The organism is Candidatus Rokuibacteriota bacterium (assembly GCA_016188005.1).
Taxonomy (GTDB): domain Bacteria; phylum Methylomirabilota; class Methylomirabilia; order Rokubacteriales; family CSP1-6; genus UBA12499.
This window is the reverse complement of the sequence record JACPIQ010000086.1, coordinates 16,764-40,721: the sequence shown is the minus strand read 5'-3', so window position 1 is coordinate 40,721 and position 23,958 is coordinate 16,764. Positions and strand designations below refer to the sequence as shown.

Here is a 23,958-nt window from a genome sequence, read left to right as displayed (position 1 = left end):
GGCGTGAGCGACCCGGCAGGCCGCCTCGAGCGCATCGAGACTGTCTTGCTCCCGGTGGTGCAGGCGCACGGGCTGTCCCTGGTGGATGCCGACTGGCGCAGGGAAGGCCGGCGATGGGTGCTCAGGCTGTTCGTGGACCGGTCCGGCGGTGTCACCGTCGGCGAGTGCCAGCGTCTCAGCCACGAGGCCGGGGACGTGCTGGACGTCTCGGGGCTGATCCCGGAGGCGTACGACTTGGAGGTGTCCTCGCCAGGGCTCGACCGCGAGCTGCGGAAGGACCGCGAGCTCGCCTGGGCCATCGGCAAGGAAGTGCGGTGCTGGGTGCGCGAGCCCGTGGGGGGGCGTACCGAGTTCTCCGGCAAGCTGGTGGGCGTCACAGCCGCGGAGCTGAGGGTGGAGGGCGCCCAGGGGGAGACGAGCATGCTGCCGCGCCACCTGGTGACCAAGGCGCGTCTCGTGCCCGTGTTCCCAGGCAGGCAGGTGCGGCAGAGGCCATGATCAACAAAGAGCTCATCTACGTGATCCAGCAGATCGGCAACGAGAAGGGGATCGGGACCGAGGTCCTCTTCGAGGCGCTGGAGTCTGCCCTCCTGTCGGCGTCGAAGAAGACCATGGGTCTGGGCGACAACGTGCGCATGCACCTGAATCGACAGACGGGTGCGCTCCAGGTGTTTGCTCGGAAGAAGGTCGTCGAGGAGGTTTCCGACCCGCGGCTCGAGATCAGCCTGGCCGAGGCCGGGCGGCTGAACAGCGACGCTCGCCTGGACGACGAGCTGGAGCTCGAGCTGCCGCACCAGGAGTTCGGCCGCATCGCGGCGCAGACGGCCAAGCAGGTGATCCTCCAGCGGGTCCGCGACGCCGAGCGCGACGCGATCTACTCGGAGTTCATCGACAAGGAAGGCAAGATCGTCCGCGGCCTTGTGCACCGCATCGAGAAGCGCAATGTCATGGTCGAGCTGGGCAAGGCCGAGGGCGTGATCACGGAGCGCGAGCAGATCCCCGGGGAGCGCCACAACCCCGGAGACCGGGTGCGGGCCTATGTGCTGGAGGTCAAGAAGACGGCCAAGGGCCCGCAGATCATGCTCTCGCGGACCCACCCGGGGCTCCTGGCACGGCTCTTCGAGGCCGAGATCCCGGAGATCGCCGAGGGAATCGTGCAGGTGCGGGCAGCGGCACGGGAGCCGGGGGAGCGGGCAAAGGTGGCCGTGGCCTCCACCAAGCGCGACGTGGATCCTATCGGGGCCTGCGTGGGGCTTCGCGGCACGCGGATCCAGGTCATCAGTCGGGAGCTGCGAGGCGAGAAGATCGACATCGTGGAGTGGTCGCCCGAGCCGGCCACGTTCGTCGGCAGGGCCCTCTCCCCGGCCAAGGTGGCGTCGGTGACGGTGGGCGACCTCGAGGAGGAGGGGGACCAGCGCTCGGTCCTGGTAGTGGTGCCGGACAACCAGCTCTCGCTGGCCATCGGCAAGCGGGGCCAGAACGCGCGGCTCGCTGCCAAGCTGACGGGCCTCAGGGTGGACATCAAGAGCGAGAGCGAGGTGGAGGAGGACCGGCGGCGCGAGGAGGAGGAGCGGGTCCAGGGCAGGGAGGCCCTGGCCGAGCTCGCCGGGGTGGGTCCTCAGCTCGTGGAGCGGCTTGCAGAGGCGGGGCTCTACTCGCCTGCGCGCATCGTGCGGGGGGGGCTCGGCGCTCTCGAGGCCCTGCCCGGGGTCGGCGAGAAGAAGGCCGCCAGCCTGCTCGCGGCTGCCACCGAGTGGGTCGACCAGCACCCACCGCCGCCGCCGGCCTCCGAGGGCGGCGAGGTCGCCGGAGATGAGACGCGCGACGCCGAGGCCGCCCGGCAGGCGGTTGTTGAGAGTGGTGCGGCGGGATCGGCCGATGACGATGCGCGGAAGGATGCCTCGCGAGCCTCAGCGGGGTGAGTCGGGGCCGGAGCGCACCTGTCTCGGATGCCGGCAGGTTCGACCCAAGAAGATGCTCATCCGGCTGGTTCGAGGAGCAGACGGGCGCGTGCGGGCGGAGGCAGCGGGGATGGGACGCGGCGCCTATGTGTGCCCGACGGAGGAGTGCCTGAAGCAGGCGCTCAGAGAGGGCCGGCTCGGGCACGCGTTCAAGCGGCCGACCGAGCTTCCTGCTGGCGGTCCGGCGGAGGTGTGCGCGGCCCCAGGTGATCTGACCCGGGGCAAGGAGGGAGACAGGCTGTGGCAGGACGCGTAAAGGTCATTGACCTGGCGAAGGAGCTCGGCGTGACGAGCAAGGACCTGCTCGTGGCGCTCGAAGGGATGGGGCACAAGGGAAAGCGGGCCATGACCCCGCTGGATACGGCCACCGCCAACGAGCTCCGCATCAAGCTCGGCCGCGGGCGCGAGTTGCCCATCGAGGCCAAGCCCAAGCGCGCGGCTCGGCCGAAGCCCGTGCCGGCGGGAGAGGAGGGCGCCGCTCCCGGCGAGCCTGGCCCCAAGCGGGCGGCCCCGGGCGCCCGCGCGGCGAAGACTCCGGCTCGGAAGGCGACCAAGGGGTCCAAGCTGGAGCCGGAACTGGCTTCGGAGGTGATCAAGCCGGCGGCCACCATCTTCCGGCCGGCCCCGGTGGTGCCCGCGGCTGAGGCAACGGGCGCGGCTTCCGTGGCACCGGCTCCTCCGGCCGAGACGATCAGGGTCGAGATCCCGAAGATCGAGCCGCCGAAGGCCGAGCCGGCGTGGATGGAGCCCCAGAAGGTCGAGCCACCCAAGCCGCCCGCGGCGAAGCCCGCTCCCGTGGTCCCCGTGCGGCCTGCCGCGGTGGTCCCGGGAGCTCCCGCAGCCCCGGCTGTACCGAAGCCGCCGCCGGCGCCGCCGAGGGTCGTGACGCCCGCTGTGGCGCCCACTGCCCCGGCCATCAGGCCGCCGGCAGCGGCGGCCCCTGCCCGTCCCGTGGTTCCGAGCCGCACAGGGGTGCCGGTGCCGCCGGCCCGTCCGGTCGCAGAGGTTGCCCCCCTGGCGCCCGCCAAGGTCGAGCCCATGCTGGCGGCGGCCGCGCCGCCGGCCGAGCCGGAGCCGCCCGTCGAGGTCAAGCGCGAGCTGATCAAGCTGCCTGAGTCCGTCACGGTGGGGGAGCTGGCCGCGGCGATGCGCCGGAAGTCCGGCGAGGTGATCAAGGCGTTGCTCGAGCTGGGCGTCATGGCCACGCTCAACGAGGTGCTCGATCCCATGGCGGCGAAGCTCGTGGCCGACAAGTTCAGCTTCGACGTGGAGGTGCGGTCGCTCGAAGGAGAGATCCTGGAAGAGGAGGAGACCGACCCGAGCCAGCTCGCCGCGCGGCCCCCCGTCGTCACCGTCATGGGCCACGTCGACCACGGCAAGACGTCGTTGCTGGACGCCATCCGCACCACGAAGGTGGCGGAGAAGGAGCACGGCGGCATCACGCAGCACATCGGAGCCTACCAGGTGGAGACCTCGCACGGCAAGGTGACCTTCCTCGACACGCCCGGTCACGAGGCCTTCACCGCCATGCGGGCGCGCGGAGCCCAGGCCACCGACATCGTCATCCTGGTGGTGGCCGCCGACGATGGCGTGATGCCCCAGACGATCGAGGCGGTGAACCACGCCAAGGCCGCGAACGTGCCCATCCTCGTGGCCGTGAACAAGATCGACAAGCCCGGCGCCGATCCCGACCGGGTCAAGCGAGAGCTCGCCAACCTCGGACTCGTGCCCGAGGACTGGGGCGGACAGACGATCTTCGTGCACACCTCGGCCAAGAAAGGCGACGGCATCCCGCAGTTGCTGGAGATGACGGCCCTGCAGTCCGACATCCTCGAGCTCAAGGCCAATCCGAACCGCGCCGCGCGCGGGGTCATCGTGGAAGGGCGCCTCGACCGCGGCCGGGGCCCCGTGGCCACCGCCCTGATCCAGGCGGGAACGCTGAAGGAGGGCGACGCCGTCGTCGTGGGGTCTCAGTCCGGCCGGGTCCGGGCCATGTTCAACGACCGCGGAAAGAAGGTCCAGAAGGCAGGGCCCTCCGACCCCGTCGAGCTCCTCGGCCTGTCAGGGGTACCCCAGGCGGGCGACACGCTGCTCGTGGTGGCCGACGAGCGCAAGGCCCGCCAGATCGCCACCGTGCGGGCGGATCGAGACCGCCTCAAGGGCAAGGGCACCGCGCGCATCACGCTGGAGGAGCTGCACAAGCAGATCGCGGCCGGCGAGGTCAAGGAGCTCAGGCTCATCCTCAAGGCCGACGTCCAGGGCTCGGTGGAGGCCCTGACGGAGTCCCTGGAGCGGCTCTCCACCGACGAGGTGAAGCTCAAGGTCATCCACGGGTCCGTGGGCGCAGTGAACGAGTCCGACGTCATGCTGGCCTCGGCCTCCAACGCCATCGTGCTCGGGTTCAACGTGAAGGCCGATCCCAAGGCCGCCTCGCAGGCGCAGACGGACGGGGTGGATCTCAGGAGCTACAACGTCATCTACGATGTGATCAACGACGTGCGCGCCGCCCTCTCCGGGATGCTCGCTCCCGAGATCCGCGAGGTGATCCTCGGGCGGGCGCAGGTGCGTCAGCTCTTCCCCATCACCAAGGTGGGCCTCATCTTCGGGTCCGCAGTGACCGAGGGCAAGATCGTGCGCGGCGCGCGGGTGCGGGTGAAACGCGGCGACACCGTGGTAGGTGAGGGGACGGTCAGCTCGCTCAAGCGCTTCAAGGACGATGTCCGCGAGGTCCTGCAGGGGCTCGAGTGCGGCATCGGCGTGGACGGCGTCAAGAATGTCCAGACCGGAGACCTCGTCGAGGCCTTCACCACCGAAGAGGTGGCCCGGACGCTCTGAGATGTCCGCCGCGCGCGTCGCGGTCGGCACGGTGGAGATCCACCTGCCCGACGTGGGCTCGCTGAAGGGCAAGCGGCACGCGCTGAAGGGGCTCCAGGAGAAGCTCCGGCAGCGGTTCCAGATCTCGGTGGCCGAAGTGGATCACCAGGATTCCTGGCAGCGCGCCACCCTGGCCCTGGCGTGTGTCTCTGCCGACTCTCGCCACGCCAACGAGGTCATCTCGAAGGCGCTCGACTTCGTCGAGGACAACGTGGACGGCTACGTGATGGACGTCCAGGTGGAGATTCTCTGAGGGCGGGCACCATGGGAGCGAGGCGCCAGCCCGGGGGCCCGCGCTGCGGGGGGGGCGAGCGGAGCGAGGCGCCAGGCGCGGGCGGGCGCCAGCCCGGGGGCCCGCGCCATGGTGACAAGGGCCCCCGGCCACACGGAGAACGATCAGAGTGCAAGGCAAACGATTGGAACGCGTGAACCAGCTCGTGAAGGAGGAGATCTCGACGCTCCTGCAGCGCGAGTTGAAGGACCCGCGCCTCGGCTTCGTCACGGTGACCGAGGTGGATGTCACCCCGGACCTCAAGCAGGCCAAGGTGTACGTCTCCGTCCTCGGCACGGAGCAGCAGTGGGTGTCCTCCTTCAAGGCTCTCGAGAGCGCGCGGGGCTTCGTGTGGAGCTGGCTGCGGAAGCACCTGGCCCTCCGGGTGACGCCCGAGCTGGTCTTCCGCCCCGACCGCTCCATGGAGCATGCCGCCCGCATGCAGGCCCTCCTGGCGGGCCTCCAGCGGGAGGCGGCGCCGGAGCGTGAGGGGGAATGAGCGGCCTTGTGACTGAGCCGCTCTCGGCGCCTCCCCCGGCCCTGCTCGACGTCCTGGCGCGTCCGGCCGGGCAGGAGGCGCTTCTGCTCGGACACGTGCATCCGGACGCCGACGTGCTGGGTACCCTCCTCGGGCTCGGCCTCGCGCTGGAAGGCGCGGGGTGGCCGGTCACCTTCGCCGGGCCGGATCCCGTTCCCGAGGTGCTCGGCTTCCTGCCGGGGGCCACCCGCTGGGAGGTGTGGAGCGCGGCGCCGCGCACCTTCGACGTCATCGCCCTCACGGACTGCCCGGACCCCTTCCGGACCAACGGGCTCCTCGAGCAGGCGCGCGCCACCGGGGCTCGAGTCCTCAACATCGATCACCACCCGGACAACCGGCGCTACGGGACGGTGAACTGGATCGACCCGTCCGCGGCGGCCGCCGGCGAGATGATCCACGATCTGCTCGGCGCGCTGGGGCTCGCCATCACGCCCGAGATCGCGCTGGCGCTCTTCACGGCCCTCCACACGGACACGGGCTCCTTCCGCTACTCCAACACGACGGCCCGCACCTTCCGCATCGCCGCCGAACTCACGGCCGCCGGGGCGCAGCCGGCCCTGGTGTCCGACCGCCTCTACCAGCAGCGCCCCCCGGGAACCCTCCACCAGCTCGGGCAGGTGCTCGAGCGGCTCACGGTCAGCGACGGCGGCCAGGTGGCGTGGCTCACGGTGCCGCAGGGGCTCGTCTCCGAGTCGTTCATGGCGGCCGAGGACGTGGTCAGCTACCCACGTTCGCTTCGCGGCGTCCGGGTCGCGCTGGTCTTCCGGGAGGAGGCTCCCGGTGTGGTCAAGGTGAGCCTGCGGGGCAAGGGGGAGGTCCGCGTGAACCGCATCGCGGCGCGCTTCGGCGGCGGAGGACACGAGAACGCGGCGGGCTGCAGCGTGGCGGGGACCCTCGACGAGGCGGTCGCCGCCGTGCTTGGTGCCGTGCGCGAAGCCCTTCCGTCCCCCGCGCGGTGAGCCACGCGCAGCGCTCCGGCGTGCTGTCGGTGGAGAAGTGGCGCGGCGTCACCTCGTTCCAGGTCGTCGCCCATCTCCGCCGCCTCCTCCGGGCTCCGAAGGTCGGCCACGGCGGCACGCTGGATCCCGACGCGACGGGCGTCCTGCCCATCCTGATCGGCGAGGCCACCAAGCTCACCCCGTACCTGGTGGAGCTCGACAAGGAGTACCTCGCCACCGTCACGCTCGGCCTCGTCACCGACACCCAGGACGCCGCGGGCACCGTCCTCGAAACGCGCGCGGTGCCGCCGCTGACGGAGGCGCAGCTCCGACAGGCGCTCGAGGGGTTCGTCGGGGAGATCGCGCAAGTGCCGCCCATGTACTCGGCCCTGCACCACGGCGGCAGGCGCCTCCACGAGATCGCCCGGGCGGGCGGCGAGGTGGAGCGCCGGCCCCGCCGGGTCAGGGTGCACGCCATCACGCTCGAGTCGCTGGCCCTCCCCCACTTTACCATGCGCGTCCACTGCGGCAAGGGCACCTATGTCCGGACGCTCGCCGCCGATGTCGGGGAAGCGCTGGGGTGCGGGGGCGCTCTGTCGGCGCTGGTGCGGACCCGCGTGGGACCGTACGACCTCGCGGCGGCCGTGCCGTGCACCGAGGTGCGGGAGGCCCGGGACGGCACCCGGCTCTGGGAACGCCTGCTCCCGGTGGATTCACCGATCCAGGGGTTCCCGGCGATCACGCTGGCGGCCGCCGTCGTGCCGGCCTTCCTCCACGGGCAGGCTGTGCCGGTTCCGGGCGCCGCCGAGGGCCTGCTGCGCGCGTTTTCTCCCGATGGAGCGTTCCTCGGTCTCGGGCTCGGCCGCGGCGGCGACGTCAAGCCCGAGAGACTCCTCCATGCGGATCGTCCACGGCCTGGCGTCCTTCCCGGCTGATCTCGCGCCCTCGGTCACGGCCCTCGGCGCCTTCGACGGCATCCACCTGGCCCACGCCAAGATCCTTGCCACGGCCGTGGAGCGCGCGCGCGCGCTCGGCGTCACGGCGCTCGCGTGCACCTTCGATCCCCACCCGGCGGCGGTGCTGCGCCCGGACCGCGCGCCGGCCCCGATCGCGAGCCGCGAGGAGAACCTGTCGCGGATGGCGGAGACGGGGTTGGACGCCACTGTGGTCATCCCGTTCACCATGGAGTTCTCGCGGCTCGAGGCCGAGCCCTTCGTCAAGGCGGTGCTCGTGGACACGCTGCGGGTCCGGGAGGTGGTTGTGGGATTCAACCACACCTTCGGGCGGGGGGCCCGCGGGACGGCCGCGCTGCTGCACGAGCTGGGCCAGCGGCATGGCTTCCTCACGCACGTCGTGCCCCCGCTCCAGGTCGAAGGGCTCACCGTCTCCTCGAGTGCTATTCGGGAGGCGCTCCGTGACGGAGATCTGGCGCGCGCGCGCGCGTTCCTGGGCCATCCCTACACGGTGCGGGGTCCCGTGTTGCGGGGGGCCGGGCGCGGGCGACGGCTGGGCTTTCCCACGGCGAACCTGAGGCCCGACCGCGCGCTCATCCTGCCGCCCGGAGTCTACGTCGCCCAGGCCACCTGGTCCGGCGGGCGCGTGCCGGCCCTCGTCAACGTCGGATACCGTCCGACCTTCGGCGAGAACGAGTACTGGGTGGAGGCGTACCTCCTCGACTTCGACGGCGACCTCTACGACCAAACGCTCACGCTCGGCTTCGTGGAGCGGATCAGAGACGAGCGGAAGTTCGAGAGCGTGGAGGCGCTCAGGCGGCAGGTGGCGGCCGATATCCAGGCCGGTCGGCGGATCGCCGAGGCGTGGCCCTCGGAGGCCGGTGACGGCTGACGCCGGCCCTCGCCTTTACACTCGAGCGGGCCCATGGTAGCCTGAACCGGACCGTACAAGGGTCGTGCGCATTTCTCTCGGAACCCGTCTCGGCGGAGCCGCAGCCTGGACTCTGGGGGCGTGGCGATTGGGGGGGGACCCCCCGGAAGGAGATCCTCATGCGCCTGTCCACCGACAGGAAGAAGAGCCTCATCGAGCAGTTCAAGGTTCACGATGGGGACACGGGCTCACCTGAAGTTCAGATCGCTCTTCTCTCCGAGCGCATCAGCAGCCTCACCGACCACTTCAAGACCCACCAGAAGGACCACCACTCCCGGCGCGGACTGCTGATGCTGATCGGAAAGCGCCGAGGGCTCCTGGAGTACCTCCGCAAGAAGGACGTGGAGCGGTACCGCGCCCTGACCGAGAGGCTCGGGATCCGCAAGTGACCGCGGCCTCAGACCTCGCTCTGTCGTACCGAGCCCGGCGGGGCCGGGCCCCTCACATCCACGCGTCACCCCGAGTTGGAGGTTCACTCAGCATATGACTCACTCCGTGCAGACCGAGATCAACGGTACCGTCCTGTCCATCGAGACGGGCAAGGTGGCCAAGCAGGCCGATGCGGCGGTGGTCGTCCGCTGCGGCGGGACCATGGTGCTCTCGACGGTGGTCGCGACCAAGACGCCGATGGAGGGGCGCGATTTCCTCCCGCTCACGGTCGAGTACCGCGAGCGCGCCTACGCCGGCGGGAAGATCCCGGGGGGATTCTTCAAGCGCGAAGGGCGGCCGGACGAGAAGGAGACGCTGACGTGCCGGCTGATCGACCGCCCGGTGCGTCCGCTCTTCCCCAAGGGCCTGCGCAACGAGATGCAGGTCATCAACCTCGTCATCTCCGCCGACAACGAGAACGATCCCGACGTGCTGGCCATGCTGGGTTCCTCCGCCGCCCTGTCGCTGTCCGGGCTCCCCTTCGACGGGCCCCTGGGCGCCGTCCGCGTGGGCCTCGTGGGCGGCAGGCTGGTCGCCAACCCGACCTATGCCCAGGTCGCCGCCTCGCCGCTCGAGCTCGTCATCGCCGGCACCGAGGACGCGATCCTCATGGTCGAGTCCGGCGGCAAGGAGATCAGCGAGGAGCAGATGCTCGAGGCCCTGGCCTTCGGCCACGAGGAGTGCAAGCGGCTCGCCCGGATGCAGAAGGATCTCACGGCCAAGGCGGCCAAGCCGCGCTGGGCCTTCGACGCCGCCGCCGGAGCGGACCCGGCTCTCGAAACCAGGGTGAGGGAGGCCGCCACGGCCAAGGTGATCCAGGCCCTGTCCGTGCACGAGAAGCAGGCCCGGGGGCAGGCGCTGGAAGCCGTCTTCGACGAGGTCTGCCAGGCCCTGGGCGTCGACGAGGCGGGGCGTCCCAAGGCGCGCGAGTACTTCGAGAAGGTGGAACGGGCGCAAGTCCGGCGGCTCATCGTGGAGAAGGGGATCCGGGTGGACGGCCGCAGCGTGAAGGAGGTCCGGCCCATCTGGAGCGAGGTCGCGTACCTGCCCCGCGCCCACGGCTCGGCGCTCTTCACGCGCGGGGAGACCCAGGCGCTCGTGGCCGCCACGCTCGGCACCAAGAACGACGAGCAGAAGATGGAGTCCTTCGAGGGGGACAGCTACCGGCGCTTCATGCTCCACTACAACTTCCCCTCGTTCTCCACGGGCGAGGTGAAGCGCTTCGGCACCCCCGGGCGCCGCGAGGTCGGGCACGGGGCGCTCGCCCACCGGGCCATCGAGGCCGTGCTGCCGAGCAAGGAGGAGTTCCCGTACACGATCCGGGTCGTCTCCGACATCCTCGAGTCCAACGGCTCGTCCTCCATGGCCACCGTCTGCGGCGCCTCCATGGCGCTCATGGACGCCGGCGCGGCCATCAAGGCGCCCGTGGCGGGCATCGCCATGGGTCTGGTGAAGGAGGGGGACAGGGTCGGTATCCTCACGGACATCATGGGGAGCGAGGACCATTACGGCGACATGGACTTCAAGGTCGCCGGCACCGAGCGCGGCATCACGGCGCTCCAGATGGACATCAAGGTCAAGGGCGTCTCGGTGGACATCATGCGCCAGGCCCTGGCGCAGGCCAGGGAGGCGCGGCTCTTCGTGCTCCAGAAGATGGCCGAGACCATCAAGGCGCCGCGGCCGCAGCTGTCGCCCTTCGCCCCCCGCTTCGTCACCGTCAAGATCCGCCCCGAGAAGATCCGCGAGATCATCGGTCCGGGCGGCAAGGTCATCCGCGGCATCCAGGAGAAGACCGGCGCCAAGATCGACGTGGAGGACGACGGCAAGGTCACGATCTTCTCGTCGAGCAACGACGCCGCCCAGATGGCTCTCGGGATGATCCAGGACATCTGCCGCGAGGTGGAGCTGGACCGCATCTACGTCGGCCGGGTGAAGAGCATCAAGGAGTTCGGTGCCTTCGTGGAGGTGATCCCCGGCTCGGAGGGACTGCTGCACATCTCGCAGATCGCCGAGAGCCGCATCCGCGCCGTCGGTGACGTCCTCACCGAGGGCGACGAGGTGCTGGTGAAGGTGATCGAGATCGACGGCAACGGCAAGGTGCGGCTGTCGCGGAAGACGGCCCTGCGCGAGCAGCCCGCGCTGGCAGACCGTGAGAAGCTGAAGCTGGCGCCGGCGGGAGGTCAGGCCTAGTGCCGGAGGGGTACCGCAAGCACGTCCTGCCCTGCGGCATCCGCGTGGTGGCTGAGTCCATCCCCCACGTCCGGTCGGTGGCCGTCGGCATCTGGGTGGAGACCGGCTCGCGTGCCGAACCCGAGGGCCGCGGCGGGATCTCCCACCTCATCGAGCACCTGGTCTTCAAGGGGACCGCCACGCGATCGGCCGAGGAGATCGCCCGCGCCATCGACGGGGTCGGGGGGCACATGGATGCCTTCACCGCCAAGGAGCACACCTGCTTCTACGTGAGCGTGCTCGACGAGCATCTCCCCCTGGCCACCGAGCTCCTGACGGACATCCTCATGCGCCCGCGCTTCGCCGCGGACGACATCGAGAAAGAAAAGGCGGTCGTGTTCCAGGAGATCAAGATGGTGGAGGACACGCCCGACGATCTCATCCACGATCTCTTCGCCGAGCGGATCTGGGCGGGCCACCCGCTGGGGCGATCCATCCTCGGCAGCTGGGAGTCGGTGCGGGGGTTCGGGCGCGAGACGATCCTTGCCCACTTCGAGGAGGAGTACGCCCCGACGAATATCACGGTGGCCGTGGCGGGGCACGTCGAGCCGCAGCAGGCGGTGGACCTATTCGCCCCGCGCTTCGAGGGCTTCCAGCGCGCAGCGGTCCCCCGGCGGAGCGCCCCCCCGGCGCTCCAGCCCGGCGTGGACGTCGTGCACAAGCCGCTGGAGCAGGTGCACGTGGTGCTGGGCTTCCCGGGGATCCCCGACGGCGCGCCGGAGCGCTACGCCCTCTACCTTCTCAACGACATCATCGGCGGCAGCATGTCCTCCAGGCTGTTTCAGGAGGTCCGGGAGCGCCAGGCCCTCGCCTACTCCGTGCACTCGGGGACCCAGGCCTTCCACGACGCCGGGATCCTCTACGTCTACGCGGGCACCGACGCCGCCAACTTCGGCAAGGTGCTCAAGGCGCTTCTGAAGGAGCTGCGCGCGCTCAAGAAGGACGGCGTGACGGCGGCGGAGCTCCGCCGGGCCAAGGACCACCTCAAGGGCAACCTGATCCTCTCCCTCGAGTCCACCTCGAGCCGGATGAATCGCCTCGCCAAGCAGGAGCTGCGCTTTGGCTCCTTTCTGTCGGTGGACGACATGCTCGCCGCCATCGACGCCGTGAGGCTCGAGGAGCTCGACGCGCTCATCCACCGCGTGCTCGACGACGAGCGGCTCTGTCTGCTGGCGCTGGGGCCCGTGGATCGGCGCCACCTCCCGCGCGACCTCACCCTGCGCTAGCATGATCGAGCGCTACAGCCGGCCGGAGATGGCACGTCTCTGGACGCAGGAGGCGAAGTACGCGGCCTGGCTGCGCGTGGAGCTCGCGGTGTGCGAGGCCTACGGCCGGCGCGGGCTCATCCCGCCAGAGGCGCTGGGGCGACTCAGGGCGCGCGCCGCCGTCGACGCACGCCGGATCGACGAGATCGAGGGGACCACGCGCCACGACCTCATCGCCTTCCTCACCAATCTCGAGGAGGCCGTCGGCGCCGATTCCCGCTACGTCCACATGGGCCTCACCTCCTCCGACGTGGTGGACACGGCCCAGGCCTGTGTGCTCGTGCAGGCATGCGAGATCCTGCTCGACAGCCTCGAGGCATTTCGCCGCGCCGTCGGGGCGCTCGCCGTCTGCCACAAGGACACGCTGTGCGTGGGCCGCACCCACGGGATCCACGCCGAGCCCATGGCGTTCGGGCTCAAGGCGGCGGCCTGGCATGCCGAGGCCGGCCGGAACCTCGAGAGGCTACGCCGCGCCCGCGAAGTCGTCCGGGTGGGCAAGATCTCGGGGGCGGTCGGCACGTTTGCCCACGTGCCTCCGGACGTGGAGGAGGAGGTGTGCCACCTGCTCGGGCTCGAGCCGGCGCCCATCTCCACCCAGGTGCTCCAGCGGGACCGGCACGCCGAGCTGTGCGGCACGCTGGCCATCATCGCCGCCTCGCTGGAGAAGGTGGCGCTGGAGATCCGGTCCCTGCAACGGACCGAGGTGCTGGAGGCGGAGGAGCCGTTCGCCGAGGGGCAGAAGGGCAGCAGCGCCATGCCCCACAAGCGCAACCCGGTCTCCTGCGAGCAGGTCTGCGGGCTGGCGCGCGTGGTGCGGGCGAATGCCCACGCCGCGCTGGAGAACGTGGCGCTGTGGCACGAGCGCGACATCAGCCACTCGTCCGTGGAGCGGGTGATCCTGCCGGACTCCACGCTCCTGGTGGACTACATGCTGTCCCAGATGACGCGGATCATCCAGGGGCTGCGCGTCTCCCCGGAGCGGATGCAGGAGAACATGGAGCGGAGCTTCGGGCTCATGTTCTCCCAGCGGGTGCTCCTGGCGCTCACGGACAAGGGCCTGCCCCGCCAGCAGGCCTACGAGCTGGTCCAGCGCAGCGCTATGCGGGCCTGGCAGGAGCGGACCGCCTTCCGAGACCTGCTCGCCGCCGACCGCGAGGTCATGGCGCGGCTCGGCCCCGCGGAGCTGGAGGCCTGCTTCGACGCCGCCTGGTACGTGAGACACGTGGACGCCATCTACAAGCGGCTCGGCCTGGGCTGAGGAGACCCTCCTGATGGAAGAGCCGGACACGCGTTGCACGGGCAGCAGGCTGACCGTCCGGGCGCGCCGCCGGCTGGCGGGCCGGCCATGAGGGCGCGGGTACTGGTGCGCCTCAAGCCGGGGATCCTGGACGTGCAGGGTGCTTCCGTGAAGCGCGCGCTCGGCGGGCTCGGCTTCGACGAGGTGCGGGACATCCGCATCGGGAAGGTCATCGAGCTGGACCTGGACGGGCTCGACGCCGCCGCGGCGCGCCAGCGGGTCCAGGAGATGTGTGCCCGCCTCTTGGCCAACCCCGTCACCGAGGACTTCACGGTCGAGCTCCTGCCAGGCCGCTCCTAGCTTCCGCGTGCGTCGGTCGAGTGTGTCCCGAAACCCGTCACCGAGGGTGTCACCGGCGGGCCCCGTCGCCACGATGTTCCCTCGGGCCGCGATCACCTGCGCAACCGTCACGGGATCCCACCTCGAGAGATCTGCGGTCCTGGGCCCCTCCTCGGCGTCGTGGCCCTTGCCAGAATCCCGCCTGCACGGTAGAGTGAGACTGTAGCCTGTAGCTTGAAAGGAGGAGCACCCAGCCCCATGAAATTCGGCGTCGTCGTCTTCCCCGGGACGTGGAGTGACTGCGACTTCCACTACGTCATCGGCGAGGTACTCCATCAACCGGTGAGCTATGTCTGGCACCGCGAGACGAACCTGGCCGACTTCGACTGTCTGGTCCTTCCGGGCGGCTTCTCCTACGGCGATTACCTGCGGGCGGGTGCCGTGGCGGGCCGGTCACCCGTGGTGGAGGCGCTCCCGGAGTTCGTGGCTCGCGGCGGCCTGGTGCTCGGCTCCTGCAACGGCTTCCAGATCCTCTGCGAGGCCAGGCTCCTTCCCGGCGCCCTGATGCGCAACGAGTGTCTCCAGTACCGCTGCCAGTCCACCTGGCTGCGGGTGGAGAGCGCCGAGACGGCGTTCACGCGCGCGCTCCGGCCCGGCCAGGTCCTGCGGATGCCCATCTCCCACGGCGAGGGGAAGTACTACGCCGACTGGGAGACGCTCCAGGCGCTCAGGGCCAAGAAGCAGATCGTGTTCCGGTACTGCACCGAGGACGGCCGGATCACCAAGGAGTCGAACCCCAACGGCTCCCTGGAGAGCATCGCGGGCCTCGTCAACGAGGACGGCACGGTGCTGGGCATGATGCCCCACCCGGAGCGGGCCGCCGAGAACGCCATGGGCGGCACCGATGGCCTGCTCATCTTCCACTCCCTCCTCGGCAGCCTCGTCGAGGACGGCAGCTTCCTCAAGCACTAGGAGCCTGGCCCATGGAGTGGGGACGGAGTGACCGGGGCCGAGCCTAAGGTCACGCAGGAACTCGCCCTCGCCCACGGCCTCACGGCCGAGGAATACGATCGCATCATCCGGCGGCTCGGTCGCGAGCCGTCCTTCACCGAGCTCGGGCTGTTCTCCGCGCTGTGGTCCGAGCACTGCGCCTACAAGCACTCGCGCGTCTTCCTGCGTGCGCTGCCCACGCAGGCGCCGCACGTGCTGCAAGGGCCCGGGGAGAACGCCGGGATCGTGGACCTCGGCGGGGACCTGGCGCTTGCGTTCAAAATGGAGAGCCATAACCATCCCTCGTTCATCGAACCCTTCCAGGGGGCGGCCACGGGTGTGGGGGGGATCCTCCGCGACATCTTCACCATGGGTGCCCGGCCCATCGCGATCCTGGACTCGCTGCGCTTCGGCGAACCGGAGGAGCCGAGGACCCGCCGGCTCATCGACGGCGTCGTGGCCGGCATCAGCTGGTACGGCAACTGCTTCGGTGTGCCCAACCTCGGCGGCGAGGTAGGCTTCGGGCCCGAGTACGCCGGCAACCCGCTCGTGAACGTCATGGCGGTCGGGCTGGTGCGGAAGGACCGCATCCTGCGCGCGCGCGCCGAGGGGCCCGGCAACCCCGTCCTCTACGTCGGCGCCAAGACCGGCCGCGATGGGATCCACGGTGCCACCATGGCTTCGGCCACCTTCGACGAAGGGGCCGAGGAGCGGCGTCCCACCGTGCAGGTGGGGGATCCCTTCACCGAGAAGCTCCTGCTCGAGGCCTGCCTGGAGGCCATGCAGACCGGGGCCGTGGTGGGCATCCAGGACATGGGCGCCGCCGGCCTGGCGTGCGCCTGCTCCGAGATGCCCGCGCGGGCGGGGACGGGGATGGAGGTGGAGCTCTCCCGCGTTCCCCAGCGCGAGGCGGGCATGACCCCGTACGAGATCATGCTCTCCGAGTCCCAGGAGCGAATGCTGCTGGTGGCCGCCCGCGGGCGCGAGGACGAGATCCGTCGCCTCTTCGCCAAGTGGGACCTGGACGCCGTCGAGATCGGCACGGTGACGGACGACGGGATGCTGCGGGCGCGCATGCACGGCGAGGTGGTGGCCGAGGTGCCCGTCAAGGCGCTGGCCGACGAGGCGCCTGTCTACGAGAAGCCCACGGCCCGGCCGGGCTGGCAGGATGAGCTCGCGGCGTTCGACCCGCTGGCGCTGCCTCCCGGGATGGATCCGGATCGGGCGCTCCTGGCCCTCGTGGGGGCGCCCACGGTGGCCTCGAAGGAGTGGGTCTACCGGCAATACGATCAGCAGGTGGGGATCAACACGCTGGTCCTGCCGGGTTCCGACGCCGGGATCCTCCGCGTCAAGGGAACCCCGAAGGCCGTCGCCGTAACCGCCGACTGTAACGCCCGTCTCACCTATCTCGACCCCCGCCGGGGAGCGGCCATGGCCGTGGCCGAGGCCGCCCGTAACCTGACCGTGAGCGGGGCCCGACCGCTGGGGCTCACCGATTGCCTGAACTTCGGCTCGCCGGAGCGCCCCGAGATCCTGTGGCAGTTCAAGGAGGCCGTGGCGGGTATCGCCGAGGCCTGCGATGCGCTGCAAATCCCTGTGGTGGGCGGAAACGTGTCCTTTTACAATGAGACCATGGGGCGGGCGATCCTGCCCACTCCCGTGATCGGGATGGCCGGGGTGATCGAGGAGGCCGAGAGCCACTGCACCCAGTGGTTCAAGGAGTCCGGAGACCGGGTGGCGCTCCTGGGCCCGGAGGGGGTGAGCCTCGGGGGGTCGCAGTACCTGTGGACGCTTCACCGGATGCTCGCAGGCCGGCTGGCCCCGCTTGACCTGGACGTCGAGCGGGCTGTCCAGGAGGCCTGCCTCGCGGCGATCGAGGCGCGACTGCTCAGGTCGGCGCACGATTGCTCGGAGGGGGGACTCGCGGTAGCGGTGGCCGAGGCCTGCACCAGCGGGCCCGAGGTGATCGGCGCCGAGATCGACCTGCCAGGGAGCGCGCAGCCGGAGCTGGCGCTGTTCGGAGAGGGGCCGTCGCGCATCGTCGTCTCGGTTCCCGCGGATGCCGGCCGGGCCCTCGAGACCCTGATGGGGGAGTTCGCGGTGCCGTGGCGCTGGATCGGCGTGGTAGGCGGCCCCCGGCTCGTTATCCGGATGGGCGGCGCGGGCGCGGTGAGCCTGCCGGTGACGCAGGTCGCGCAGGAGTGGAGGACCGGCTTTGAGCGTCATGTCAGCTGACAAGCTCCACGACGAGTGCGGCCTCTACGGGATCTGGAACCACCCCGAGGCGGCCAATGTCACCTACCTCGGGCTCTACGCCCTCCAGCACCGCGGCCAGGAGTCGGCCGGCATCGCGGCCACGGACGGCGACAGGTTCCACGTCGAGAAGGCCATGGGCTGGGTGGCGGATGTCTTCGGCCGCGAACGCCTCCGGCGACTCCCCGGCAGCCGCGCCATCGGGCATGTCCGCTACTCCACGGCTGGCAGCTCCAACCTGCGCAACGCCCAGCCCATCAGCGCCAAGACGGCCCACGGGCCCGTGGCTATCGGCCACAACGGCAACCTGGTCAACGCCGAGGAGCTGCGGCGGCAGCTCTCGCAGGAAGGCGCCGTCTTCCAGTCCTCCTCCGACACCGAGGTGATCCTCCACCTCCTGGCCCGTGCCGAGGGCGCCACGCTGGTGGAGCAGCTGGCCCTGGCGCTGTCGCAGGTGCGAGGCGCCTACAGCCTGCTCCTGCTCACGCGCTCCTCCCTCGTCGCGGTGCGGGACCCGTCGGGCTTCCGCCCGCTGTCGCTGGGCCGGCTGGGGGAGGCCTGGGTGGTCGCTTCCGAGACCTGCGCGCTGGACCTCATCGAGGCGAAGTTCGTGCGGGACATCGAGCCCGGCGAGGTGCTCGTCATCGACGACAGCGGGCTCACGAGCTACCGGCCGTTCCGTCCGCAGGAGCGCCTGCAGTGCGTCTTCGAGTACGTCTACTTCGCGCGCCCGGACTCCGTGCTCTGGGGGCGCAACGTGCACGTGGTCCGCAAGGCGCTGGGCCGCCAGCTCGCGCGCGAGCACCCGGTGCCGGCCGACCTCGTGATCCCGGTGCCTGACTCGGGAGTGGGCGCCGCGCTGGGCTTCTCCGAGGAGGCGGGCATCCCCTACGACAGCGGGCTGGTGCGCAACCACTACGTGGGGCGCACCTTCATCGAGCCGAGCCACGGCATCCGCCATTTCGGGGTGAAGGTCAAGCTGAACCCCAATCGGGAGGTGCTGGGTGGCCGGCGGGTGGTCGTGGTGGACGACTCGATCGTCCGCGGCACCACCAGCCGCAAGATCGTCAAGATGATCCGGGCCGCCGGGGCGCGCGAGGTGCACATGCGCATCTCCTCGCCGCCCATCCAGTGGCCCTGCTATTACGGCATCGACACGCCGACGCGGAAGGAGCTGATCGGCGCCAGCCACGACGTGCGGGAGATCCAGCGCTACGTCGGCGCCGACTCCCTGGGCTACCTCTCGCTCGAGGGGATGCTCAAGGCCACGGGGAACGATCCCCACGACTTCTGCCACGCCTGCTTCAGCGGGCAGTACCGCGTGGGCTTCGAGTCCCCCGACCGCTCCCAGCTCCAGCTCTTCGAAGGATGAGCTGCCGTCGTGGCGCCCGCGCGCCCGACGCTCGAGGAACAGGCTCCTGAGTCCAGATCCGCTCACCTACCGGGCTGCCGGCGTGGACATCACGGCCGGGGACGAGGCGGTCCGGCGCATCGCGCGGCTGGCCGCCACCACCCAGCGACCGGAGGTCCTCGGGGGCATCGGCGCCTTCGGCGCCTTCTGCCGGATCCCCGCGGGGTACCGCGAGCCGGTCCTGGTCTCTTCCACGGATGGCGTGGGCACCAAGCTCCGCCGGGGCGCCCGCGGGGTGGAGTATGCCTGAGGGCTCGCGGCTTCGCATCGGCGTGCTGGCCTCGGGCCGCGGCTCCAACCTCTGCGCCATCCTCGCCGCCGTCGAGGGCGGACGGATGCGGGCGCAGGTCGTGGTCGTCGTCTCGGATCGCGCCGGGGCGGGGGCGCTCGGGATCGCGCGGACTCACGGCGTCGAGGCGCTGTTCGTGGATCCGGAGCTGCATCCCGGCCGCGAGGCCTACGACCGAGCCCTGGCTGCGGCTCTGGAGGAGCGGGAGGTGGGGCTCGTGTGCCTGGCGGGATTCATGCGCATCCTGAGCCCGGGCTTCGTCCGCCACCTCCAGGGCCGGCTGCTCAACATCCACCCCGCGCTCCTTCCCGCCTTCCCGGGGCTGCACGCCCAGCGGCAGGCGCTCGCCCACGGCGTCCGCGTCTCGGGGGCGACCGTCCACTTCGTGGACGACGGCGTGGACACGGGTCCCATCGTGCTCCAGGCCGCGGTCCCGGTGCGCCAGGACGACACCGAGGAGACGCTGTCCGACCGCATCCTGGCAGAGGAGCACCGCCTCTATCCCGAAGCGATCCGCCTCTTCGCCGAGGGCCGACTCCGCGTCGAGGGTCGCCGCGTCCGCATCGTGGAGGAGCCATGAGCAGGGTGCGCCGCGCGCTCATCAGCGTGCACGACAAGCGTGGCATCGTGGACTTCGCCAGGGGGCTCGCCGCCCTCGGCGTCGAGATTCTCTCCACGGGGGGCACGGCTGCGCTCCTGCGCGGGGCCGGCATCGCCGTGGTGGATGTGGCCGAGGTCACCGGTTTCCCCGAGCTGCTGGACGGGCGCGTCAAGACGCTGCACCCGAAGATCCACGGTGGCATCCTCGCCCGGCGCGCGTCGCCGGAGCACATGGCGGCGCTCGAGGCTCATCGGATCCAGCCCATCGACCTCGTCGTGGTGGCGCTCTACCCGTTCGAGCAGACGGTGGCCCGCCCCGACGTGACGCTGGCGGAGGCCGTCGAGAACATCGACATCGGGGGCCCCAGCATGATCCGCGGCGCCGCCAAGAACCACGACAGCGTGGGCGTCGTGACCGACCCCGCGCAGTACCCGGGCGTGCTCGAGGAGCTCGGGCGGGGCGACGGGGCGCTGTCGCCTGAGACCCGGTATCGGCTGGCGCAGGAGGCCTTCAGGCGAACGGCCCAGTACGACGCAGCCATCGCCGCCTATCTGCGCGATCCCGGCGCTCGCGGCGGGCGACGCCCGGTCTCGGGCGCGGATGAGGAGGAGCCTGGCGTGGGGGAGGCACTCCTGCCTCCCCGGCTGGTGCTGGAGGCCGAGCGCGTCCAGCCGCTCCGCTACGGCGAGAACCCGCACCAGTCGGCGGCCTTCTACCGGCTGCCGGGCGTGCCGGCCGGGCTCGCGGCCGCCGAGCACCTTCACGGCCCCGCGCTGTCCTACAACAACCTGCTCGACTGGTCGGCGGCGCTCTCGCTCCTGCTCGAGTTCGACGACCCGGCGGCCGTGGTCATCAAGCACACGAACCCCTGCGGCGTCGCGCTGGGCGGGAGCGCCGGCGAGGCCGTCCGCCGGGCCAAGGCCTGCGACCCGATCTCCATCTACGGCGGCATCGTCGGGGTGAACGGACGGCTCGACCTCGAGGTGGTGAAGGAGCTGTCGGGGATCCTGCTGGAGATCCTCTTCGCTCCGGACTTCGCCCCCGAGGCGCTGGAGGAGCTGCGGCGCACCAAGAAGAAGTGCCGGGTCTTCCGGCTGCCGTGTCGCCGTTCGGACTACCCGGCGCGCTTGATGGAGACGCGCAGCGTCCTGGGCGGGCTTCTCGTCCAGGACGCCGACCTCGCTGACCTCGATCCCGGCGCGCTCAAGGTCGTCTCCCGGCGCCCGCCCACCGAGGCCGAGGGGCGCGCGCTCCGCTTCGCCTGGCGCGTGGCCAAGCACGCCAAGTCCAACGCGATCGTGCTGGCCTCGGCGCAGCAGGTGATCGGCGTGGGGGCGGGGCAGATGAACCGCGTGGACTCCGCCCGCATCGCGGTGATGCGGGCCAGGGCGGTCGGGCTCGAAACGCGGGGCACCGTCTGCGCCTCCGACGCCTTCTTCCCCTTCCGGGATGGCCTCGATGTGGTGGCGCAGGCCGGGGCCACGGCGGCGCTGCATCCTGGAGGATCGGTCCGGGACGAGGAAGTCATCGCCGCCGCCGACGAGCACGGCATGGCGCTCGTCACCACTGGCATCCGCCACTTCAGGCACTAGCGCCGTGCGAGCGGACGTCGCCGGGAGTTGAGGCCGTGAACGAAACCCAGCCCGAGCGCGTCTTCACCCTCAGGGAGCTGACCCGGCTGCTGAGGCTCACTGCCCGGCGGGCGACCCAGCTCCGGCGCCTCGGGCTCCTGCGCGCCGAGGGCGAGCGCTACCGCTTCCGTGACCTCGTCGCCTGCCGGGTCGCCGCCGCACTCCTGGAGGCCGGGGCCAGCGTGAAGCAGGTGCGCGAGGGGCTCGAGGGCGCCCGCCGGCTCGCCCCCGACACGGAGATGCCGCTGACCGAGCTTCGGCTCGTGGTGGCGGATCGGCGCATCGTCGTCGAGCAGGGCCGCCTTCGGTTCGACGCGCGCACCGGCCAGGGGCTGCTCGGGTTTCCGGAGACGGACCTTGCCCGCGAGGCCGCCGAGTCCCTCTCATGGGGGATGGTCCGCCCGCTGATCCCGCCGGCGGAGGCCGCGGAAGCATGGTTCGCGCGCGCCTCGGCCTGGGATGGCGATCCCGAGCAGTGGGAGGCCGCGGTGGACGCCTACGAACGCGTCCTGGCCGTCGACCCCGGCTACGCGGCGGCGTGGAACAACCTCGGGTTGCTCCAGCACCGCATGGGCCATTATGAGCGAGCGGGGCAGTGCTACGAGGCCGCGTTCGCCGCCGACGAGACGTGCGCCCAGGCGGCCTTCAACCTCGGCTCGCTCCACGAGGATCTGGGCGACGTCCCCGCCTCCATCACGTGGTACCGCAGAGCGCTCGAGATGGACCCCGACTACGCCGACGCGCATTTCAACCTCGCCGGAGTGCTCGGGAAGGCCGGCCGCGCGGAGGCCGCGGTGGTCCACTGGCGGCGCTACCTCGACCTCGACGCCGGCAGCGCGTGGGCGCAGATCGCCCGCTCCCACCTCTGCGAGACCGAGGGGCGATCCGATGGCGAGGCGCCCGCCGGGGAGGGGGACGAATGAAGGTGCTCGTGGTGGGTGGGGGCGGGCGCGAGCACGCCCTCGCCTGGGCCATTGCCCGGAGCCCCCGGCTGAGCGGGCTCGTGGTCGCGCCGGGGAACCCCGGCATCGCGCAGCATGGCCGCTGCGTGCCCGTGCGCGATACGGCCGTGGAGGAACTGGTGGCGCTGGCGGTGGCGGAGAGTCCGGAGCTCGTGGTCGTGGGGCCCGAGGCGCCGCTGGCGGCCGGACTCGGGGATCGCCTGCGGGCGGTGGGTTTTCCCGTCTTCGGCCCCGGCGCCGCAGCCGCGCGCCTCGAGAGCAGCAAGGCCTTCGCCAAGGCGCTCATGGCTCGCCACGGCATCCCCACCGCGCCCTTCCGCGTCTTCGACGCCCCGGCGCCTGCGCGCGCTTACTGCCGGGAGCTGGGGGCTCCGCTGGTGGTCAAGGCCGACGGGCTCGCCGCGGGCAAGGGCGCCATCGTCTGCCGGAGCCTGGAGGAGGCCGACCGCGCGGTGGCGCGCTGCCTCGAGGAGCGTGCCTTCGGCGAGGCCGGGCTCCGTCTCGTCGTGGAGGAGTTCGTGGCGGGCGAGGAGGCCTCGTTCTTCGCGCTCTCCGACGGCGCCGCCGTGCTGCCGCTGGTGGCCGCCCAGGACCACAAGACGGTCTTCGACGACGACCGGGGGCCCAACACGGGGGGCATGGGGGCCTACTCGCCGGCGCCGGTGATCGACGAGGCGATGACCGCCAGGGTCATGGCCGAGATCGTGCGGCCCACCATCGCCGCCATGGCGAAGGAGGGCACGCCGTACAGCGGCGTGCTCTTCGTGGGGCTCATGATTACCGGTGACGGCCCGCGCGTGGTGGAGTTCAACTGCCGCTTCGGCGATCCCGAGTGCCAGGCGATCCTGCCACGACTCGACGAGGACCTCCTGCCGCTCCTCGAGGCCGTGGCCCGTGGGCACGGGCTGCCGGCCGCCATCCGCTGGCGCGCGGAGGCGTCGGCATGCGTCGTGATGGCCTCCGGCGGCTACCCGGGTCATTACGAGACGGGGCGCGAGATCTCCGGCCTGGACCCCGCCGGGTCCCTGCCAGACGCCGAGGGCGTGCAGGTGTTCCACGCGGGAACCGCGCTCCGCGCGGGCCGGCTCGTCACCGCCGGCGGCCGTGTGCTCGGCGTGCAGGCCCTCGGCCACGACATCCGCGAGGCCGTCGCGCGCGCCTATGCCGCCGCGGCGCGCATCCGCTTCGACGGGGCGCACTTCCGCCGGGACATCGGTCGGCGAGCGCTCGCCCGGCAGGAGCTCCGGTGACCCGGCTCCTCGTGGTGGCCCCACGATCTCCCGAGCCGGCCGTGCTCGACGAGGCGGCGGCCGTGCTCAAGTCCGGCGGCCTCGTGGCCTTTCCCACCGAGAGCTTCTATGGTCTCGGCGCCGACGCCCTCAACGCGGCGGCGGTGGCGCGGGTCTTCTGTGCCAAGGGCCGCGCCGAGTCCAAGCCCCTGCTCGTGCTGGTGGACTCGGCCGAGCGAGTGGAGGCGCTCTGCGTCGAGATCCCGGAGGGCGCGCGCAGGCTCATGGCGCGCCACTGGCCCGGCCCGCTCACACTCGTGCTGCGCGCGGCACCCGCGGTGCCCGCCGCGCTCACCGCCGGGACGGGAACCCTGGGCGTGAGAGTGCCAGGCCATCCGGTGGCGCTGGGCCTCGTTCGCGCCGCGGCACTCCCTGTCACGGCGCCCAGCGCCAACCCCAGCGGCGGCGAGCCGGCCACCACGGCCCGGGCCGTGCGCGCACACTTTCCCGGGCAGCTCGACCTGATCGTCGACGGCGGGCCAACCGCCGGCGGGACCGGGTCCACGATCGCCGACTGCACCGTGTGGCCGCCCCGGCTGCTGCGCCCCGGGCCGGTGGTCATCTGAC

At 71.3% G+C, this 23,958-nt stretch carries 21 protein-coding genes and 2 pseudogenes; all 23 read left to right on the top strand.

Going from position 1 to position 23,958, the window contains the following annotated elements:
• The first annotated feature begins 3 nt into the window (after nt 1–3).
• The gene (locus tag HYV93_16990; protein ID MBI2527664.1) at nt 4–498 is read left to right on the top strand and encodes a ribosome maturation factor RimP; all 495 of its coding nucleotides are present in this window, start codon (nt 4–6) and stop codon (nt 496–498) included.
• Nucleotides 495–1,922 (top strand): transcription termination/antitermination protein NusA, encoded by a 1,428-nt coding sequence (nusA, locus tag HYV93_16985; GenBank protein ID MBI2527663.1) that lies wholly within the window; start codon nt 495–497, stop codon nt 1,920–1,922. The genes HYV93_16990 and nusA overlap by 4 nt, the downstream gene beginning before the upstream one ends.
• Entirely contained in the window at nt 1,897–2,217 is a 321-nt protein-coding gene (locus HYV93_16980; protein ID MBI2527662.1) for a YlxR family protein, read from the top strand. The genes nusA and HYV93_16980 overlap by 26 nt, the downstream gene beginning before the upstream one ends.
• Nucleotides 2,218–2,219: 2 nt before the next feature.
• A pseudogene (gene infB / locus HYV93_16975) lies at nt 2,220–4,796 on the top strand (translation initiation factor IF-2).
• A 1-nt stretch (nt 4,797) separates the two neighbouring features.
• Nucleotides 4,798–5,088, top strand: a complete 291-nt coding sequence (locus tag HYV93_16970) for a DUF503 domain-containing protein (protein ID MBI2527661.1) — start codon at nt 4,798–4,800, stop codon at nt 5,086–5,088.
• A gap of 148 nt (nt 5,089–5,236) precedes the next feature.
• Nucleotides 5,237–5,605 carry a 30S ribosome-binding factor RbfA gene (gene rbfA / locus HYV93_16965; GenBank protein ID MBI2527660.1) on the top strand — a complete coding sequence of 123 codons (369 nt, stop codon included), beginning with the start codon at nt 5,237–5,239 and terminating at the stop codon, nt 5,603–5,605.
• A gap of 8 nt (nt 5,606–5,613) precedes the next feature.
• Nucleotides 5,614–6,603 carry a bifunctional oligoribonuclease/PAP phosphatase NrnA gene (locus tag HYV93_16960; GenBank protein MBI2527659.1) on the top strand — a complete coding sequence of 330 codons (990 nt, stop codon included), beginning with the start codon at nt 5,614–5,616 and terminating at the stop codon, nt 6,601–6,603.
• Complete coding sequence (gene truB, locus HYV93_16955) at nt 6,600–7,517, top strand: tRNA pseudouridine(55) synthase TruB (protein MBI2527658.1); 918 nt, start codon at nt 6,600–6,602, stop codon at nt 7,515–7,517. Before HYV93_16960 ends, truB begins: the two co-directional genes overlap by 4 nt.
• On the top strand, nt 7,480–8,427 hold the full coding sequence (locus tag HYV93_16950) for a bifunctional riboflavin kinase/FAD synthetase (protein ID MBI2527657.1): 948 nt from the start codon (nt 7,480–7,482) through the stop codon (nt 8,425–8,427). Before truB ends, HYV93_16950 begins: the two co-directional genes overlap by 38 nt.
• 158 nt (nt 8,428–8,585) lie before the next feature.
• Nucleotides 8,586–8,855: a 30S ribosomal protein S15 gene (gene rpsO, locus HYV93_16945; protein ID MBI2527656.1), complete on the top strand. Its 270-nt coding sequence runs from the start codon at nt 8,586–8,588 to the stop codon at nt 8,853–8,855.
• A gap of 94 nt (nt 8,856–8,949) precedes the next feature.
• The gene (gene pnp, locus HYV93_16940) at nt 8,950–11,085 is read left to right on the top strand and encodes a polyribonucleotide nucleotidyltransferase (protein ID MBI2527655.1); all 2,136 of its coding nucleotides are present in this window, start codon (nt 8,950–8,952) and stop codon (nt 11,083–11,085) included.
• The gene (locus HYV93_16935) at nt 11,085–12,350 is read left to right on the top strand and encodes an insulinase family protein (protein MBI2527654.1); all 1,266 of its coding nucleotides are present in this window, start codon (nt 11,085–11,087) and stop codon (nt 12,348–12,350) included. Before pnp ends, HYV93_16935 begins: the two co-directional genes overlap by 1 nt.
• A gap of 1 nt (nt 12,351) precedes the next feature.
• Nucleotides 12,352–13,647 (top strand): adenylosuccinate lyase, encoded by a 1,296-nt coding sequence (locus HYV93_16930; GenBank protein ID MBI2527653.1) that lies wholly within the window; start codon nt 12,352–12,354, stop codon nt 13,645–13,647.
• Between the two features lie 87 nt (nt 13,648–13,734).
• Nucleotides 13,735–13,986: a phosphoribosylformylglycinamidine synthase subunit PurS gene (purS, locus tag HYV93_16925; protein ID MBI2527652.1), complete on the top strand. Its 252-nt coding sequence runs from the start codon at nt 13,735–13,737 to the stop codon at nt 13,984–13,986.
• Between the two features lie 237 nt (nt 13,987–14,223).
• Complete coding sequence (gene purQ / locus HYV93_16920) at nt 14,224–14,937, top strand: phosphoribosylformylglycinamidine synthase subunit PurQ (protein MBI2527651.1); 714 nt, start codon at nt 14,224–14,226, stop codon at nt 14,935–14,937.
• A gap of 27 nt (nt 14,938–14,964) precedes the next feature.
• Nucleotides 14,965–17,190, top strand: coding sequence for a phosphoribosylformylglycinamidine synthase subunit PurL (gene purL / locus HYV93_16915; GenBank protein ID MBI2527650.1), 2,226 nt, complete (start codon nt 14,965–14,967; stop codon nt 17,188–17,190).
• Nucleotides 17,180–18,580 carry an amidophosphoribosyltransferase gene (locus HYV93_16910; GenBank protein MBI2527649.1) on the top strand — a complete coding sequence of 467 codons (1,401 nt, stop codon included), beginning with the start codon at nt 17,180–17,182 and terminating at the stop codon, nt 18,578–18,580. The genes purL and HYV93_16910 overlap by 11 nt, the downstream gene beginning before the upstream one ends.
• Before the next feature lie 46 nt (nt 18,581–18,626).
• Nucleotides 18,627–18,839: pseudogene (locus HYV93_16905) on the top strand (phosphoribosylformylglycinamidine cyclo-ligase).
• Nucleotides 18,840–18,861: 22 nt separating this feature from the next.
• The gene (locus tag HYV93_16900; protein MBI2527648.1) at nt 18,862–19,488 is read left to right on the top strand and encodes a phosphoribosylglycinamide formyltransferase; all 627 of its coding nucleotides are present in this window, start codon (nt 18,862–18,864) and stop codon (nt 19,486–19,488) included.
• A complete protein-coding gene (gene purH, locus HYV93_16895; GenBank protein ID MBI2527647.1) occupies nt 19,485–21,101 on the top strand; it encodes a bifunctional phosphoribosylaminoimidazolecarboxamide formyltransferase/IMP cyclohydrolase in 1,617 nt (538 codons plus the stop codon). The genes HYV93_16900 and purH overlap by 4 nt, the downstream gene beginning before the upstream one ends.
• A gap of 35 nt (nt 21,102–21,136) precedes the next feature.
• Nucleotides 21,137–22,063 carry a tetratricopeptide repeat protein gene (locus HYV93_16890; GenBank protein ID MBI2527646.1) on the top strand — a complete coding sequence of 309 codons (927 nt, stop codon included), beginning with the start codon at nt 21,137–21,139 and terminating at the stop codon, nt 22,061–22,063.
• On the top strand, nt 22,060–23,352 hold the full coding sequence (gene purD, locus HYV93_16885) for a phosphoribosylamine--glycine ligase (GenBank protein MBI2527645.1): 1,293 nt from the start codon (nt 22,060–22,062) through the stop codon (nt 23,350–23,352). Before HYV93_16890 ends, purD begins: the two co-directional genes overlap by 4 nt.
• Entirely contained in the window at nt 23,349–23,957 is a 609-nt protein-coding gene (locus HYV93_16880; protein MBI2527644.1) for a threonylcarbamoyl-AMP synthase, read from the top strand. Before purD ends, HYV93_16880 begins: the two co-directional genes overlap by 4 nt.
• The last annotated feature ends 1 nt before the right edge of the window (nt 23,958 follow it).

Excerpts from the sequence above, each read along its gene's own strand:
- HYV93_16980 (MBI2527662.1), top strand. The coding sequence starts at position 1,897 with ATGCCTCGCGAGCCTCAGCGGGGTGAGTCGGGGCCGGAGCGCACCTGT.
- HYV93_16930 (MBI2527653.1), top strand. The coding sequence starts at position 12,352 with ATGATCGAGCGCTACAGCCGGCCGGAGATGGCACGTCTCTGGACGCAG.
- rpsO (MBI2527656.1), top strand. The coding sequence starts at position 8,586 with ATGCGCCTGTCCACCGACAGGAAGAAGAGCCTCATCGAGCAGTTCAAG.
- pnp (MBI2527655.1), top strand. The coding sequence starts at position 8,950 with ATGACTCACTCCGTGCAGACCGAGATCAACGGTACCGTCCTGTCCATC.
- HYV93_16900 (MBI2527648.1), top strand. The coding sequence starts at position 18,862 with ATGCCTGAGGGCTCGCGGCTTCGCATCGGCGTGCTGGCCTCGGGCCGC.
- purD (MBI2527645.1), top strand. The coding sequence starts at position 22,060 with ATGAAGGTGCTCGTGGTGGGTGGGGGCGGGCGCGAGCACGCCCTCGCC.
- purH (MBI2527647.1), top strand. The coding sequence starts at position 19,485 with ATGAGCAGGGTGCGCCGCGCGCTCATCAGCGTGCACGACAAGCGTGGC.
- HYV93_16970 (MBI2527661.1), top strand. The coding sequence starts at position 4,798 with ATGTCCGCCGCGCGCGTCGCGGTCGGCACGGTGGAGATCCACCTGCCC.
- nusA (MBI2527663.1), top strand. The coding sequence starts at position 495 with ATGATCAACAAAGAGCTCATCTACGTGATCCAGCAGATCGGCAACGAG.
- HYV93_16950 (MBI2527657.1), top strand. The coding sequence starts at position 7,480 with ATGCGGATCGTCCACGGCCTGGCGTCCTTCCCGGCTGATCTCGCGCCC.
- HYV93_16910 (MBI2527649.1), top strand. The coding sequence starts at position 17,180 with ATGTCAGCTGACAAGCTCCACGACGAGTGCGGCCTCTACGGGATCTGG.
- purQ (MBI2527651.1), top strand. The coding sequence starts at position 14,224 with ATGAAATTCGGCGTCGTCGTCTTCCCCGGGACGTGGAGTGACTGCGAC.
- purS (MBI2527652.1), top strand. The coding sequence starts at position 13,735 with ATGAGGGCGCGGGTACTGGTGCGCCTCAAGCCGGGGATCCTGGACGTG.